This window comes from Thermofilum pendens Hrk 5, from assembly GCF_000015225.1.
GTDB classification, from domain to species: domain Archaea; phylum Thermoproteota; class Thermoprotei; order Thermofilales; family Thermofilaceae; genus Thermofilum; species Thermofilum pendens.
In genome coordinates this window covers 1,156,267-1,171,895 of record NC_008698.1, presented here as the reverse complement: position 1 = coordinate 1,171,895, position 15,629 = coordinate 1,156,267, and the positions used below count along the sequence as shown (strand labels likewise).

16 protein-coding genes are annotated in these 15,629 nt (G+C 61.2%); 6 read left to right on the top strand and 10 right to left on the bottom strand.

Going from position 1 to position 15,629, the window contains the following annotated elements:
- Positions 1-30: 30 nt before the first annotated feature.
- Together TPEN_RS06330 and TPEN_RS06325 are read left to right on the top strand one after the other, a co-directional pair.
- Positions 31-531 carry a methyltransferase domain-containing protein gene (locus TPEN_RS06330; protein WP_011752897.1) on the top strand — a complete coding sequence of 167 codons (501 nt, stop codon included), beginning with the start codon at positions 31-33 and terminating at the stop codon, positions 529-531.
- 32 nt (positions 532-563) lie between these two features.
- The gene (locus TPEN_RS06325) at positions 564-1,277 is read left to right on the top strand and encodes an HAD family hydrolase (protein ID WP_011752896.1); all 714 of its coding nucleotides are present in this window, start codon (positions 564-566) and stop codon (positions 1,275-1,277) included.
- On the opposite strand, the gene TPEN_RS06320 is transcribed toward TPEN_RS06325, so the two are convergent.
- Positions 1,249-2,109: a carbon-nitrogen hydrolase family protein gene (locus TPEN_RS06320; protein ID WP_011752895.1), complete on the bottom strand. Its 861-nt coding sequence runs from the start codon at positions 2,107-2,109 to the stop codon at positions 1,249-1,251. The genes TPEN_RS06325 and TPEN_RS06320 overlap by 29 nt on opposite strands.
- 48 nt (positions 2,110-2,157) lie before the next feature.
- On the opposite strand from TPEN_RS06320, the gene TPEN_RS06315 reads away from it, so the two are divergent.
- Positions 2,158-3,225, top strand: a complete 1,068-nt coding sequence (locus TPEN_RS06315) for an iron-containing alcohol dehydrogenase (protein ID WP_187146315.1) — start codon at positions 2,158-2,160, stop codon at positions 3,223-3,225.
- Here TPEN_RS06315 and TPEN_RS06310 read toward each other — a convergent pair.
- Positions 3,222-3,755, bottom strand: coding sequence for a flavin reductase family protein (locus TPEN_RS06310; RefSeq protein WP_011752893.1), 534 nt, complete (start codon positions 3,753-3,755; stop codon positions 3,222-3,224). The two genes, TPEN_RS06315 and TPEN_RS06310, sit on opposite strands and share 4 nt — an antisense overlap.
- A gap of 126 nt (positions 3,756-3,881) precedes the next feature.
- Here TPEN_RS06310 and TPEN_RS06305 point away from each other — a divergent pair, with 126 nt between their 5' ends.
- Positions 3,882-4,169 (top strand): hypothetical protein, encoded by a 288-nt coding sequence (locus tag TPEN_RS06305; protein WP_011752892.1) that lies wholly within the window; start codon positions 3,882-3,884, stop codon positions 4,167-4,169.
- A gap of 5 nt (positions 4,170-4,174) precedes the next feature.
- Positions 4,175-5,722, top strand: coding sequence for a B12-binding domain-containing radical SAM protein (locus tag TPEN_RS06300; RefSeq protein WP_011752891.1), 1,548 nt, complete (start codon positions 4,175-4,177; stop codon positions 5,720-5,722).
- Here TPEN_RS06300 and rbcL read toward each other — a convergent pair.
- The 8 genes from rbcL to TPEN_RS06260 form a co-directional block, all read right to left on the bottom strand.
- The gene (gene rbcL / locus TPEN_RS06295) at positions 5,719-7,050 is read right to left on the bottom strand and encodes a type III ribulose-bisphosphate carboxylase (RefSeq protein ID WP_011752890.1); all 1,332 of its coding nucleotides are present in this window, start codon (positions 7,048-7,050) and stop codon (positions 5,719-5,721) included. The genes TPEN_RS06300 and rbcL overlap by 4 nt on opposite strands.
- Positions 7,051-7,124: 74 nt before the next feature.
- On the bottom strand, positions 7,125-7,406 hold the full coding sequence (locus TPEN_RS06290; RefSeq protein ID WP_011752889.1) for a transcriptional regulator: 282 nt from the start codon (positions 7,404-7,406) through the stop codon (positions 7,125-7,127).
- Positions 7,407-7,466: 60 nt separating this feature from the next.
- Positions 7,467-9,938 carry a M1 family aminopeptidase gene (locus TPEN_RS06285; RefSeq protein WP_011752888.1) on the bottom strand — a complete coding sequence of 824 codons (2,472 nt, stop codon included), beginning with the start codon at positions 9,936-9,938 and terminating at the stop codon, positions 7,467-7,469.
- 54 nt (positions 9,939-9,992) lie between these two features.
- Entirely contained in the window at positions 9,993-10,769 is a 777-nt protein-coding gene (locus TPEN_RS06280; RefSeq protein ID WP_245534149.1) for an ABC transporter permease, read from the bottom strand.
- A complete protein-coding gene (locus TPEN_RS06275) occupies positions 10,766-11,575 on the bottom strand; it encodes an ABC transporter permease (protein WP_148677989.1) in 810 nt (269 codons plus the stop codon). Before TPEN_RS06275 ends, TPEN_RS06280 begins: the two co-directional genes overlap by 4 nt.
- A complete protein-coding gene (locus TPEN_RS06270) occupies positions 11,562-12,521 on the bottom strand; it encodes an ATP-binding cassette domain-containing protein (RefSeq protein ID WP_011752885.1) in 960 nt (319 codons plus the stop codon). Before TPEN_RS06270 ends, TPEN_RS06275 begins: the two co-directional genes overlap by 14 nt.
- A gap of 64 nt (positions 12,522-12,585) precedes the next feature.
- Entirely contained in the window at positions 12,586-13,773 is a 1,188-nt protein-coding gene (locus TPEN_RS06265) for a zinc ribbon domain-containing protein (RefSeq protein WP_011752884.1), read from the bottom strand.
- A gap of 128 nt (positions 13,774-13,901) precedes the next feature.
- Positions 13,902-15,278 (bottom strand): hypothetical protein, encoded by a 1,377-nt coding sequence (locus TPEN_RS06260; RefSeq protein WP_011752883.1) that lies wholly within the window; start codon positions 15,276-15,278, stop codon positions 13,902-13,904.
- Between the two features lie 76 nt (positions 15,279-15,354).
- On the opposite strand from TPEN_RS06260, the gene TPEN_RS09865 reads away from it, so the two are divergent.
- On the top strand, positions 15,355-15,561 hold the full coding sequence (locus TPEN_RS09865) for a hypothetical protein (RefSeq protein WP_011752882.1): 207 nt from the start codon (positions 15,355-15,357) through the stop codon (positions 15,559-15,561).
- The last annotated feature ends 68 nt before the right edge of the window (positions 15,562-15,629 follow it).

Below are 15,629 nucleotides of genomic sequence, written 5' to 3'. Positions count from 1 at the left end.
AGCCTGGGCGGCGCTCGGAGAGAGACGCTGATGCTACTGAAAGACGTGCTCGCAGACGTCGCCTCGATAGCCGCCCGGGACGCGACGCCGCGCGTAGCCCTAGTTCTTCCGGCGCCCCCCGCGTACCGCGTCCTCCCGTTGGAAAGCCTCCCGGAAGGCCTCGACGCCTACGTGGTAATCGAGCCCTCCGGGTCGCCGCGCGGCCTCCCAGAGGGCGCCGCGGCCGTCTACGCGGAGGCATTGCGCCTGCCGTTCAGGGAGGGGTCCGTGGGGCTCTTGCTGTGCTTCGCGTGCATCGAGAGGGCGGACGAGCTGGAGGGCTTCCTGAAGGAGGCCTGCAGGGTTCTGGGGGCCGGGGGGCGCCTGGTTATCGGGGGGCTTACTCCTTCGAGCAGGTTGATGATACCCGGCTCGGGGGAGGGCTGGCCTCCCGGGCTCTTCGCCAAGGTCGCGGCGAAGCACCTCTCCTGCATGGACCTCAGGGTCTCCAAAGACTACTTCGTAGCCTCCTGCAGGTGTATGCGACGTTAAAGACTTAAGTACTCTCGTCGTTAGGGGTGGCGATGCGCCTAGTCTCTTTCGACGTTTGGGGGACTTTGCTCAGGATAGAGCCGTTCTACGAGGCGGCGGCGCGGGCCATGGAGGAGCTCGGGATACTCGGCTTTCGGGAGGCCCTCGATCTCCTTGTGAAGGGCTACAGGGAGGTTAAGGGCGCTCGCAGGCTTGGAGCGATAGACCCGGGCGACGTCATCGGAAGCTCTGTCGCCGTAGCGCTGGGCTCCTCCGGGGCCGGGTTGACGAAGGGCGACGTCTTCCTGGCATTCGCTAGGGCTGCGAACAGGGTCTCCGTCTCGGATCTCCTCATCCCCGGGAGCCTGGAGACCGTTGAGCGGTTACACGAGGAGGGCTACTCGCTGGCTGTTGCGAGCAACGTTATCTACTGGCCGGGCTACGTGACCAGGGTTCTCCTCGACAGGGCCGGCTTCTCCAGGTTCTTCAGGGTCCAGGTCTACGCCGACGAGGTGGGGCGGCTCAAGCCTGACCCAGGCTTCTTCGCGGAGCTCCTCAGGCTCACGGGGGCCCCGCGGGAGGGGGTGGTGCACGTGGGCGATAGCCCCCAGGAGGACCTCGCGGGAGCCTTGGCGGCCGGGGTTGCCGGCGTGCTCGTAGACGGGGGGCGGGGCGAGGCCTTCGTAGACGAGTCGCTGAGAATCGCGGTTGTCAGGAGGCTAGAGGAGGTGCCCGGGGTTATCCCGAGGCTTCTCCGGGTCGCTTGAAGCCGGCGTACCACTCCCTGTACAGCTCCAGCCTCAGTAGGTCCCTGACCGGTATCCTCTCCCTGGCCGAGGCGAGCTCCCCTTCGTCCAGGTCTACGGCGATGCTCCTCTCCCCCTCGCCGAGGTCTACGAGCAGGTGGCCGAGCGGCGTAGCGACTAGGCTGTGCCCCGTGAAGCTCTCGCCCACCTGGTTCACCGCGACGAGGTAGGAGGTGTTCTCGTGGGCCCTGGCGGCCGTGAGGGCTTTCCACTGCTCAACCTTGTAGGGGCCCCTGTACCAGGCGGAGGGCACTACGAAGACTTCGGCCCCCCTGAGGAACATCGACCGGAAGAGCTCCGGGAACCTGAGGTCGAAGCACACCGCGATGCCGAGCCGGAGCCCCTTAAGGTCCGCCACTACGGGCTCCCTGCCCGGGGAGAAGACGCTGGACTCCCTGTAGCCGTAGGCGTCGAAAAGGTGGATCTTCCTGTACACCGCCTTAACCTTGCCCTCCTCGGCTAGCACCGCCGCGTTGTACACGCCGGGACCCTCCCTCAGGAACATGGTGAAGACAGCCGCTACTCCGAGCTCCCCGGTCTTCTCGACTATCCTCGATGCGAACTCGCCATCGATGGGCTCCGCGACCCTCCAGACGTAGTCCCTCGTCGGCCCACCCGGGTCGACGCCCATGAGGTACTCCGGGAAGACGTGCAAGTAGGCGTCGCCCAACTCTAGTAGCCTGAGCGCTTTCTCCAGGTTCTCCCTCTTCTCCCCGGAAACCGCGAGCTGGTGTAAGGCTACTCTAACCACGTCGCCGAGTACGCGCGACGGATTATTAAAACTGCTACTCACCCGCTCTGAACATGCTTCCCGAGCCTGCGAAAAGGCTTTTTATCAGGTGTGGAGAGAAGGGTTCGATGGGCTTTGAGGGCTGAGCTCCCGAAGAGGGTTGTAGTCGAGAGGGGAGCCTTGCAGTTTCTACCCGAGGTTCTACGCGAGCTTGGATGCTCGAAGACCGTAGTCGTAACGGATAGTGGTGTTTGGAGCGTTGTGGGGAGCGTCGTCGAGGGTGCTTTAAGGGGGCTGGCCTACGAGGTCGTATATATCGAGGCGGCGGATAACTCGAACGTTGAGAGAGCGCGCTCGGCGGCTAGGAGGGTGGAGGCTTGCGCCGTGGCTGGGCTGGGGGGCGGGCGGCCCGTCGACGTCGCGAAGTACGCGGCGTTCATGGAGGGGCTCCCCTTCGTGAGCGTGCCCACGGCGATAAGCCACGACGGCTTCGCCTCGCCCATAGTGGCGCTCAAGGACCCGGAGGGGAACCCCCTGTCTATATTCACGAGGCCGCCCGCCGCCGTGCTCGTGGACCTGGCGGTCGTGTCGAGGGCTCCGAGGAGGCTCCTCGCGAGCGGGGTCGGGGACATAGTCGGAAAGGTTACCAGCGTCGCGGACGCCAGGCTTGCCCAGAGGCTTACAGGTGAGGAGGTCCCGGAGGTAGCCCTCAGGATGGCGGAGACGGCGGCCAGGATGGTCCTGGACGAGGTGGACGAGATAGCTTCGTGGACTGAGAGGGGTGTAGGCGTCCTGGCGCAGGCCGGGCTACTCGCAGGCATGGCCATGGCGGTGGCCGGTAGCTCGAGGCCCTGTAGCGGCTCGGAGCACCTCTTCAGCCACTCCCTGGACAAGTATGTGCCGTGGAAGAAGAGCCTCCACGGGGAGCAGGTAGGCGTGGGCGCGATCATAGCGTCGTACCTCCACGGGTTCAACTGGAGGGTTATCCGGGACGCCCTCGCGAAGGTCGGGGCGCCGACGACCGTGGAGGGGCTCGGGGTAACCGGGGAGGACGCGGTCCGCGCCCTCCTCAAGGCCAGGGAGCTGAGAAAGAGGTTCACGATCCTCGACGTAGTCGAGCTCAACGAGGGGCTCGCCTGGAAGGTGCTCAGGGAAACCGGGGTAGCGCCCACGGCCTAAGCCTTGTAGAAGCGCCCCACCCCGTAGAAGCCCCTACCCCAGTTGTGCAGTGGGAGGTCTATCTCCTTGAAGAGCCAGCCGCTCCTCTCGTTGAAGAAGCGCTCGTCGACAGCCGCGTACACGACCCTCCCCGCGAAGAACGTCACGTCCTCCGCTCTAAGCTTCCCGTGAACCACGCACTCGACGACCCCCACGGCGCCTTCGACTACGGGCGCCGACACCTTCTCCCCCTTCCTGTGCGGAATGGAGGAAGCCTTGTCCTCGTCCCTACCGCTCCTGCTACCGGCGTAGTAGAGCTTGTCCAGCATGCTCGTAGGAACCACGTTCACGGTGAACTCCCCGTACCTCTCTATCAGCTCGTGCGTCAAGCTCTCCACGTCGATCGCAACTCCGACGAGGGGCGGCTCCTCGGCTACGGGGGTCACCCAGGAAGCCGCCATGAAGTTCGCCTTCTCGCCCACCCTCCCGCTCCCGATTATGTACGCAGGCCTCGGGTGCAACACCAGGTAGAACCTTTCCACCTCCTTCATACCCACGACCCCCTCTACCCGAGGAAAAGTATATAAGCGTTTACTTTCACGCAGGGAAGGAATCTATATAAGTGTTTCTTTTCTTAAAGGCGTTGATTTCCAGAATTTACGAAAAGGTGGTGGCGCGTGGACCTCACAGTTGTGGTAGACGCGTCGAACGGCGTGGATGCCAAGAGCCTTTCGAGCGCGCTTTTCCGCGCTATACGCGGGAAGAGGGCGGGGAGGGTGAGGATCCTCGTGAAGGGAGGAGAGGCGCCGCTCCACATGGAGGTTCTCAAGGACTTTCTGAGCAACAACATAGCCGTGGGCGTCGAGGTTTACCCTGCGGAGGAGTGGAGGGGGCCTCTCGGGGACTGCGTAGAGCTGAAAGTCGGGGCGGGCGGCGTGGAGAGTTCGCCGTGCGTTGAGGGGTGACGTCGGTGGTTTTCGAGGTAGTTATAACGTCCGATAGGACAATGATAACGGACCACCACGGCAAGGAGTTCATAGGCTTCATGGCCACTGGGCCCGCTATAGGGGTCCCGGAGAGGCTCTGGATGTGGGCGTGCTGCCCGAAGCCCAAGGTCGACAGGCTCGGCAGGCCGCGCGTAGCGCCCTACGGGCTCAGGAAGATAGAGGCGAAGCTCCAGGAGGCTGGCTTCAACGCCGCCATCGTCGACCCAGACCACTTGGACAAGCACTTGGACACTATGAAGGTGCTCCTAGTGGGGCACCACGACTACTTTGCTTACGGCCCGCCGAGCAGCGAGTGGTGGGTTATCACGGGCAGGGAGCCTGTTAACAGGAGGAGCTTCAGGAGGCTCATGGAGTCCCCCGCTGTGCGCAAGGCGAAGGAGAAAGGCGTGAAGATAATCGCCGGGGGGCCCGCGGCGTGGCAGTGGCTCTGGGAGCTGGAGAGCTGGAAGAAGTGGGGCGTGGACACCGTCGTCGACGGGGAGGGTGAGGGGGTCGTCGTGGACCTAGTCGAGAAGGTTTACAGGGGGGAGCCGCTCCCAGAGTACGTCTACGTGAGCCCCCGCGACGCTCCAAGCATAGAGGAGATACCGGTGATCAGGGGCGCCAGCGTCAACGGGCTGGTAGAGATAATGAGGGGTTGCCCCAGGGGCTGCAGGTTCTGCTCCGTGACGCTGAGACCCCTGAGGTTCATGCCCATAGAGAAGGTTGTGGCGGAGGTCAGGGTCAACGTGAGGGCTGGGCTGAGGAACGTCCTGCTACACAGCGAGGACGTCCTGCTCTACGGCGCCGACGGCGTAAAGCCGAGGCCCGAGCCCGTCCTAAAGCTCCACGCCGAGGTGCTCAAAGAGGCACCCGGCAGCGTCGCGTGGTCCCACGCAAGCCTATCCGCCGTGAAGTACGCCGAGGATAACTACAGGCTGGTATCGCGATTAATGGAGATGCTGAGCGAGAGGCAGGAGATACTTGGGGTGGAGGTCGGGATAGAGACGGGTAGCGCGAGATTGGCGAGGGAGGTCATGCCGGCGAAGGCGCTACCCTACAGGGCGGAGGAGTGGGTGGAGGTCGTGAAGGACGCCTTCGCGATAATGCACGACAACAGGGTTGTCCCAGCGGCTACGCTTATACTCGGGCTACCCGGCGAGACCCCGGACGACGTCGTCAAGACCGCGGAGCTCGTCGACGACTTGAAGCCCTACAGGAGCCTCATAGTGCCCATGCTCTTCGTCCCCATGGGGAAGCTGAAGAACATGGAGAAGTTCAGGAGGGAGATGATAACCAGGGAGCACGTAGAGGTCATGAAGGCTTGCTTGAGGCACGACCTCTACTGGGCCCGGGAGATAATGGGCAAGTTCTACCTCAAGGGGGCGCACATGGCGCCTTTAAGGTTCTTCCTCGAGGCCTTCATATCCTACGTTGAGCGTAGAGCGTCGAGGATTGACGAGGAGATCAAGCAACTCTTCGAAGAAAAGCAAGCCCTAGAGAGGCGGCGGGAAAGCGTCGTCCGCGCCTAGACGGGTATCACTTGCCCCCATTTCTCGAGGGCTCTTGCAAGCTCTCTGTGCGTCTTCGCGTACTCCTGTAGCGGGACTCCCTCGAGGTACGCTTCTACAGCCTGCCTAGCCGCGGCGGCGCCCGCCCTCGGTCCGTCGGGGTGCCCTACAACGCCCCCTCCAACCTGGATGACGGTGTCTACGCCCATAGCCTTGATGACAGCGGGTAGCGTGCCCGGGTGGAGGCCTCCGCTGGAGACGGGGAAAGCCGGCTTTATCCCGGGGAATGGTTGCTGCATGTGGAGCCCGTCCTCAATGTCTGGCTTGTACGTCTGCTCCCTGAGTAGGCGCGCCATCCTGATCACGTCTACGGCTTTCGCCTCCAGCTTGCCGACCTCCGGTGTCCCTACGTGTAGCTGGTCGACGCCGATTATCCTGTACAGCTTCGCGAGGGTGAACATCGATACACCGTGGTAGGGGTTCCGGGTGAAGGCGGCGTGGAAAGCCCTGTGCCCGTGTATCGCCAGCTTGTAGTCCGCGGCTAGATCCCTTACGTACGTCAGGGAGGACCAGCCCGCTATCACCACGTCGACCATGACGTGCGTGTTGCCGAGCTCCGCTACAAGCTTAAGCCTGCGCTCCATCTCCCTGACGTCCGCCGTTATGTTGGCGAGCCAGGCCTTCCTCTCGCCCGTCTCCTTTTCGGCCCTGTCTATCGCCTTCATTATCGCCTTAGCCCTCTCCTCGAACCTGCAGTAGCTCGGGCCCGCCAGGTTCTCGTCGTCCTTCACGAAGTCCATGCCCCCGACCAGTATCTCGTAGGCCAGCTTCTCGACCTCCTCGGGGGAGTACCCGACCTTCGGCTTCGGCACGGTGCCTATTATGGGCCTCCCCCAGATCTTCAGCTTCCCGCGTACACCCTCGACGCCCTGCGAGGGGCCCTTGAAGTGCTTCAGGAAGGCTTCGGGCAAGTATATGTCCTCAACCCTCAGGGAGCGGACCCTCCTCATGCCGAAAATGTTGCCGGCAACGGACGCCAGGAAGGCCGGCATGTTCCCCTCTTCGAACAGCTCGACGGGGTACGCGACCCGGAGGATGTATGACCCGTCGCCCAGGCTCTCCATGTAGTAAGCCTTCCCCTTGAGCCTGTCGATCCTGCTCTTATCGTACCACTGGTACAGGGTAGTCCACGTGCCGACGCTGCTCTCCGCGGCTACGCCTCCCGCTGCGTCCTCTATTGTGAAGCCCTCGCTCGGAGTAACCCTAAATGTGACAATGACGTCTTTATCGGGATCCGGCAGGTAGCTCTTGACCACAAATTCGCCGTAAGGTTCAAACTCTTCCGGCATACCTTCGTCGCCTGCAACGATAAATGTCTAGGCGCCGAGATATAAGTATTTTTAAGAGGAAATTGTACGTGCGGCTACTGCGCCCCTTGCTGTGCCTGTTGCGACTCTTGTTCGAGCCTCTTCAGCTCCTCCTCTATCTCCTTCTCTATCTCCTCTATCGGCTTAGGAGGAGGAGTAGTGGCAAGGGTATAGCCTATCCAGGCGAGTATCCCGAATACCCCGGCCACCGCGGCGAAGCCCGTGAGCTTTAGTACGAGGACGTCCCAGGAAGTGAAGAAGACGAGCCACCCGTACAGCAGGATCACGACCACCGAGATGAGCGCTAAAGCCCACCCGACCAGCTGGTCCTTGCTCATAGCGTTAACCCCCTACGCATTGCATAAAGCCGCCCTCTGCTTAATAAATGTCATCATCTTCTACCTCTTCTCGAGCCTCTCGACCCGCTCGCTCAGCCTTCTCTCCTCTTCCCTCAGCTTGTCGAGCTCCTCCTTGAGCTTCCTGTACTCCTCGCCCCTCTCCATGTGCTTCTTTATTTGCTCCGCCGCGTCCCTCGCGCTCCTCGCGACCCTCCCGGAGGTGTCCCCCTGTAGCCGCTCGAGTATCGGGAGCACCCTCGGGGAGAGTAGCCGCGTACAGGCGGATATCACTGAGAGCTTCACGTGCGGGTGCCTGCTCCTGGAGGAGTACTCCAGTAGCGAGAGGACCCTCTGGCTGGGCGGGAGGTAGCCCAGGGACGCTATAGCCGCCCTCCTGAGGGGCATAGGCGTCGAGGGGGACGCGTACTTCTCCAGCAGGTCGAGAACTTCGTCGCCTAGGAGCATTGCGAGCGCCTCCAGCGCGGAGGCAGCTATCACGTGGTTGTGGGAGGGAACGTTCAAGGCCTCCTTCAAGGCGTCGGAGTACTCGCGGAAGCCCGTCTTCGCTATTGAGAGGGCGGCCTCCGCCCTTACGTAGTAGCTCTCGGACTCGTCTTTCAGCACCTTCGATAGCCTCTCCGCGACGGCCTTCTCCCTGTAGCCTCCCAGGGCCCTGACGATAGCCCTCCTAACCTTCGGGTGCCTGACCTTGTCGAGCGCTTCGAGTAGGGCGTTGAGCGCCGCCTGCCCGCCTATGCTCCCGATTGCCGAGGCGACCTCGCTCCTAAGCCCCCAGAACTCGTCCTCGGACAGCAACAGGCCCTTCAGCTCCTCTACAGCCGTGGGCGAGGCCTTCTTGGCTAGCTCCCTGACGGCGGCGACCCTCGGGTAGAGGTAGGGGCAGTGCTTCACTATCGATAGTAGCTCCTCCACGCCGAGGTCGAGGCTAAGGGCCTTGAAGGCCTTGAAGGAGGGGTCTACGCAGACGGCGGTGGGCTTGGAAGGCAACCTGAACGAGAAGACGGACTGCCTCTCCTCGACCCACACTGTGCGCCTCTCGCGGAACCCCTCGCCCAGGAACTCGACCTCCAAGGGAACCCTGTACCTCGGGAGCGAGTCGTCCCCCTGGGTCTGGGAGACCCTCAGCTCCAGGACTCCCTCCTTCTCGACCCACTTGTAGGACACGGAAAGTGCCGGGTGCCCGGCGTTGAACACGTACTGCTCGAAGAACCAGTCCAGCCTAGCCCCCGAGGCTTCCTCGAGAGCCCTCCTCAGGTCGTCCGTGACTGCGTTGTCCTCCCTCCTCGACTCGAGGTACTTCTTAACCCCCCTCCGGAACGCCTCCTCTCCGACTATGTTCATGAGCGTCCAGAGGACGAGCGCCCCCTTCGGGTAGCTGTGTGCGTCGAAGACCTCGTCGGGGTACTTGTAGAGCCGCGTCACTATGGGCCTCGCGTACTTCCCGTACTCCGAGAGGTAAGAGTCCAGCATCCCTATGAGGTCGTACACGAACTCCTCCTCGCCGAGCTCCCGCCTCCTCCACAGCGCCTCCATAAGCGTCGCGAAGCTCTCGTTGAGCCAGAGGTGGGACCAGTCCCTGCACGTCACCAGATCCCCGAACCACTGGTGGGCGAGCTCGTGCGATACCAGGGGCTCGCTCCTGAAGTCGGCGTGGGCCTTCTCGTCGTGCAGGGTCGCGCTAGTCAGTATTGTCACGGAGGCGTTCTCCATCCCTCCCGCGACGAACTCGTCGACGCACACCTGCGCGTACTTGGGGTAGGGGTACTTCACCCCCGTGAACTCCTCGAAGAACCTTACCATCTCCTTCGTCTGCGAGAAGCTCCTCGGGATATCCCCCTCCCTCCCCCTCGGCACGACGTACTGAAGCTTCACCCCGCCGTACTCCTCCTCTACCACCGAAAAGTCTCCAGCCGCGAACGCGATGAGGTAGGTCGGGATCCTCGAGTCCAGCCTGAAGCTCCACCTCTCCTTGTCCCCGAGCTCCTCTCGGCCCACCAGGACCCCGTTGGCGACGACGACTATCCCCTTGGGCACGGTGACCGCCAGGGAAACCTTGGCCTTCCTGTTAGGGTAGTCGTACGTGGGGAGCCAGTACCTCGTGTCCTCGGGTTGCCCCTGCGTGTACACCATGTAAGGCTTGCCCCCGTCGACAGGCACGAACCATGCTCCAGCCTTGGGCTCCACGGTCGCGTACCTCACGTAGACTTCTACCTCTCCGCCCGCGCCGACTCCCTCAACGCCGACGGATAGCTCCCTGCCGTCGTAGGTGTAGGCGGCCTTCCGGCCGTTCACCAGGACCTCTTCAATCTTCATGTCCACCGCGTGGAACACTACCCTCTCTGCAGGCGCGGTAACCTTTAGCCTGTTAACGCAGACCCCTCTCAGAGTCCTCGACTCGAAGTCGACGTCGACCTCCGCCCTCACCTCGAGAAGCTCGAAGGGTGGCTCGGGGGGCCACACCGGCTCGTACTCGGGGTAGGCGAACCCCCTCCCAGTCTTAACGGTAACCATGCAGACCACCCCTCACACTTCGTGAATTATATTTATCGGTAACGCGCCAGGGCGCTACATCCTCGTAAGGTTTCTCAGGTAGAGCGCCGACGCCAGCACGAGCGTTACCAGCGTCCAGGCGAGGAGCAAGGCGTACTCGTGGAACACGTTTATAGACGTGTTGTACCCGAACGCCCACCTGTACACGTCCGCGGCTAGGGAGACGGGCGACAGCTTTATGAGGAATACGACAGCGCCGGGGAAGCGTTGCTTGAGGATCTCCTCCGGGTAGAAGACGTTCGAGAAGAAGAAGAGCACGTAGTAGGTGAGGGACCTGAACGTCGCCTGGAGGTTGAAGTCACGCGTAGAGGTGGATATCGCTATCGCGAGGCTAGACATAGACGCCGAGAGCATAGCCGAGGTTGACAGGACGAGGACCGCCCCGAGCGCCGTGGGGGTCCCGACGATTAGCGCCGCGAGGACTATGAAGGAAGCCTGGTATATCAGCCCCCTGAGAGTCCCGCTGAGTATCCGCCCGAAGACTAGCGCCTCCCTGGAGACCGGGATGGAGAGGAGGTAGTGGGTGAACTCCCTCCTTATCTCGATCCCGACCTCTCTCCCTATCGAGAACGCGGAGGCGAACGTCGAGAGCGCGAGGACGCCCGTAGCGAGGAACTTCACGTAGTCGGGTATGTACTGCCTGTTCACTATGTTGTTGAATATCACGGCGAAGATCAGTATGTCCGCCAGGTTCATAGCTACCTGCGCCCCCAGCCAGAACTTGTACTTCCAGAAGCGGTCGAGGTCGCGGAGCGCTATCAGCAACCCTCCCCGGATCCCGTCGAGCCTCACTTCCACCCACCCCCCTCGACCCTCTTCTCGACGATGTATATCGCGGCGCTCGAAACCCCCGCGGCGAAGCCGAGTATGTAGGAAGCCATCAGGTAGGGGGACGACACCGAGAGGTGCTTGAACTCCTCGAAGAAGAAGAAAGTCCTCAGCAGGTCTACGAAGTGGGAGACGGGGTTCACCAGCGCCGCGTAGTAGTACGGCGCTATCTTCGCCACGACGACCGCTGGGTAGAAGACCGTGCTTAGACGTATTATCAGGGCGTCCAGCACCCCGAAGAATATGTCCGTGTAGTCGCTCGACTTCAAGCTGAGCACCACGCTTATAACGAAGCCCGTCACTCCGACAGCGAAAACTAGCGCCGAGAGCAACGATAGTAGCACGGCTACCGGGTCGTACACGCCGAGGAGTAGCACCACCACGGCGTACATCGGCAGGGTGAACAGGAACGCCGAGAGGCCCCCGCCTATGGACCTCCCGAGGGATAGGATCTTCCTCTTCATCGGCAGGCTCAGCAGGTACTCGATCATGCCCTCCTCGAACTCCTCCGCCACGTCGTACGCCTTGGAGACGCTTATCGAGAAGAGCATGGAGGCGTAGACCCCGAAGAGGTAGAAGTGGTAGTAGTCGATCCCCTGCGCCACCACGCCCCTGAACCTCACGATCGCGTTCATCGCCAGCCCGAAGACCGTTACCTGCAGGGCGAACCAGGCTACGCGCATGACCACGAATACCGTCCTCCGCTTCATCTGCGACAAGTCCCAGAGGACGAGCATGTACATTGCCCGGAGGTCTTTAAGTAGCTCCATGCTCCTCCCTCAGCCTCGCCCCGGTGAAGTAGAAGAATACGTCGTCGAGCGTAGGCTCGTGAACCATCAGCTTCCTAACCTTCACGCCGGAGGACGCCAGGAGCTCCACGATTTCGGCCGCCCTCTCCTCCCCCCTGTTCAGGTGGATCCTCAGGCTGTGGTCAGTCACCGTGTAGTTGCTCACGCCCTCCAGCTCCGAGAGGAGCTTCCTCACGTTTTCCTCGGGCCCCTCGAAGGAAATCTCAATGACGTCGCCGGCCGGGACCATGTCCTTGAGCTCGCTCACGGTGCCCAGCGCGCGTAGCTTCCCCTTGTATATTATGCCCAGCCTCTCGCAGATCCTCTCCGCCTCGAACATATCGTTCGTAGCTACGATAACCGTGGTTCCCTCATCGCGGAGACCCCTTATAATGTCCCAAAGCGCGTGCTTCGTGAGGACGTCTACCTGCGCGGTCGGCTCGTCGAATATCGCCACCTTCGGCCTCTGTATCAACACCTTCGCTATCTCGAGCTTCTTCCTCGTACCCCCGCTCAGCTGGTAGAACTGCTTCTTCCTGTGCTCCCACAGGTTAAGCTGCTCCATAACCTCCTTCACGACTGCCCGCGCCTCCGAGGAAGAGTACCCGACGACCCTTGCGTGCCACAGCAGGAGCTCGTACGGCGTGTCCACCCAGAGAGCCTTAGGCTCCTGGAAGGCTATCCCCACGTACTTCCTCACGATGTCCCCCTGCCTCGACACGGAGTATCCGTGGACGTAGATGTCGCCGGAGGTAGGCTTGTACACGGTGGCTATGGTTAGGAGGGTCGTGGTCTTCCCGGAGCCGTTGGGGCCTAGAAGCCCGAATATCTCCCCCTCGTATATGTCGAGGTTCAGCCCGTCTACTGCTACGGTATCCCCGAACTTCTTGACGAAGTTGGATATCTTTACCGCTACCCCTCTACTCATAGCCTCAGGAATACCCTCTGGAAGAATTTTAAGCTTACGTTAGAAGGAGTCTTAAGACGTTTCGTTAGAGCGCTCTGCGAGCGGAAGCCTCCCGCGCCAGCACGGAGGCCACCTTCGCCCCCTCGCCTGTCAGGCGGTAGCCCAGCACGGGCCTCCCCTCGTACTGCATAAGCGCGGGCGATATGAGCTTGCGGGCGAAGAGAGCCCTCAAAGCGTCTACGACCTGGGGCTTCTCGTAGCCCAGGCGAGACAGTAGCGCGCCGTGCGTCGCCTCTCCGCCCATGGAGTAGAGGATCCTCAGGATATCCACGTGCACGGGCCCCAGCCCCTCGAGCCCAGCGATAGGCCTCGTCGACCCGCAGGCCCTGCAAGTAGCGTTGCCAGGAGGGTTCAGCGCGCCGCAGGACGGGCAGACCCACCCGCCGATGCTCGAGACCTTCTTCTCTAAGGAGGCCTTGAGGGAGCGTGCAAGCTCATGGGAGTGCTCGAGCTCCCTCCGGAGCTCCTCGGGGCCTTTAACCCGTCCCAGCGCGATGTCGACCGCGGCGAGGAAGCACCTGAGCCAGTCGTGCCTACCCAGCAGTATGCTAGTCCTAGCCTTGTCGACCGCGTCGAAAGCGTTAGCCGAAAGTCCGAGCGCCCTCGCCTCTACTGCGAGCACGTCTCCGCACCCCCGCGGCTTCTCGAAGTCTAGGGGCACGCCTACCCTTCCGGGGTCCACGCTGAGAGCTCCCAGGAATACCCTTACAAGCCCCCTCAGAGCCGCTACGTACACGTTGTAGAAAGCCACGGCGAACGCTACGGAAGCCGCTAGGAGCGCGAGGACCGCCAAGAGCCCTCCCGGAGCCCCGGGGAAGAGGCGGACCGCCGCGTACGTTGAGCCAAGCACCGTTGCCACGAGGAGGGCGGAGGACGCGGCGAACGCGAGAACGTCTATAAAGGGGTACCACTTGAGCAACCTTAGAGCTCCTCTCGCGAAGACGTACCTCCCCTCGATGACTACCTGGTCGTCGACCACGACGCAGGGCAAGGCTTTGACGCCCCTGAACACAGCCTCGTCCGCGTCCCGGAGACCCTCCTCCCTCAGGAACCTGTAGTAGAGCCCGTAGAGAGACGGGGAGTCTACGTGGACGTAGTGGACCGCGAGTAGGGGTCTCCTGGAGGGCTTGACGAGAAGCAACGATAAGAAGAACGAGGAGTACATAAGCCAGGAGAGCTTGTCCCTGGAGAGGTAGAGCCTAACTTCCCGCACGCGCTCTGCACCAACGTAGTAAAAGATGTGGGCCTTCCTTTTATATGTATATTTCGTGCGATACTACAACTAGTTATGCTCGTAACGGAGGAGAGAGCCGAGGCACCTTTCCCTGGTGGTTTTACCCTTTATTCTTGTGCCCTGGCTGGTTTAATTCTTAGCAGTTTTTCGACTAGCTTCTTCGCGGCTGGCTTAGCCTGTGCCTTTGCAAGGGCGAAGCTGTATAGCGCCTCCCAGAGCTCCGGATCCTCGCTCGCGTGCTCGAAAAGAGAGTCCTGGGGAACCTCGTAGTAGAGCGTACCGGCGTTCCTGACAACATTCACAGTCCACCCCTCTTCTACTGCTCTCTCGTACCAGCCTTGAGGCGCGTTACTAACGGGCATCCTGGCGTAGATGTAGGCGTACTCGTCTCCGGTGGTCACTATCACGAGGTTCAGCATTGCTCCTGCAATGGGCGCATAGAAGCCGTGTTGCTGGCGCGCCGCGCGTGGCTTTCGCGATTCAACGAGTGCGAGGCGCGCCAGGTATTGTGCCTTCCTACACCCTGAAGCGCACAGGAAGGCTACTACCTGTGGAGCCTTTTCGAGGAGCAACTTTGCCAGCCTGACGGACTGCTCTGTTCTAATCCAGCGGGATCTTCGGCCAACCGCGAATTCCAGTACACGTCTAGCCGAGTTTGATCCTGGATACTCACCATCGGCCGCGTATAGCAGTGCAAGCTTTAGCGCCCTTTGCTCATCTATTTCTCCTTCGTTCGCCTTCTCTATTTCGTCCACGATTATCCTCTGTTTCACCACTTTGGGAAAGCTCCACACCCTAGGAACGTTGCAGACACCCTTTACTTTGACGGTCCACATAATGCTGACATGTCTCTTCTCATGGATCGCTATGCTTTTAATATGCACTTCGACCTCCTTCCCCGGCCAGAAACCGGGGAAAGAGGCTACCTGCCACGCCTGCGAAGTGGTCATCGCGATTTCTCTGTAACGCGCGCGGTACGTTGCGTCTCCGAAAACCCAGCCTTCCTGCGCTATGCGCAACCACTCGGGAGGAAGCTTCAGAATATCGGGAAGTCTGAGCTTGGCGACCTTGATGTACAAGCGAATCTCCACGCACCACTTGCCACTCGGCTTTAAGTATATGTAGACCCTCCATCTCTCTCCTGGAAGTTTCACCTGCCACGTTGTCTTCCCCGTCCTCTTGATTTCGAGCTCGTCTATGCGTTCTAAAGCCTCCTTCGCCACCTTCCGCGCGATCCTGAAGGCTTTCTCCTTGCCAACCTCAAACTTGTTGACAAGCTCTACGTAGGCTTCGCCGTATCGCGCATAATTAGCTTTGATGTTAATTAGCTCCCACATAACCTTGTTATGTGTAGCCTCGAGACCCCTGTAGTTATATCGGTGGAAAAGCGCCTTCCTCAGGAGCTCTCTGAGCTTCCCGCGGACGAACTCCTCGTCGAACTCGGCTCCTGCCTCCCCAGCCGCCACAGCCTCATCCTCCTTCATTTTTTCTCCAACAATACTTAACCTTTCCTTAAATGGTGGACGGGGCGCCTCGCGAGGGCGTGCTCGAGGGGTTACCGTGCGGGCTATCGGCGCGCTTTCGCGGCTCCTGGCAAGTACTCTTAGGCGCGACGGGCTCTACGAGGCTAGGCTTATAGATGCTTTGGACGCAATAGAGGAATTCCTAGCCTCCGTGAGGGGCGCCCCACAGGTCAAGGAAGACGAGAAGTTGGCGCGCAAGCTGAGAGAAGGCGTCGAAGTGCTTAGGGAGCACGGGCTAGCGTAAAAACTTTCCTTTTTTCTTTTCCCCCTGGTTTGTAAACGCGGGAGGCCCGCGGTTTCAGCTTTCTCCGC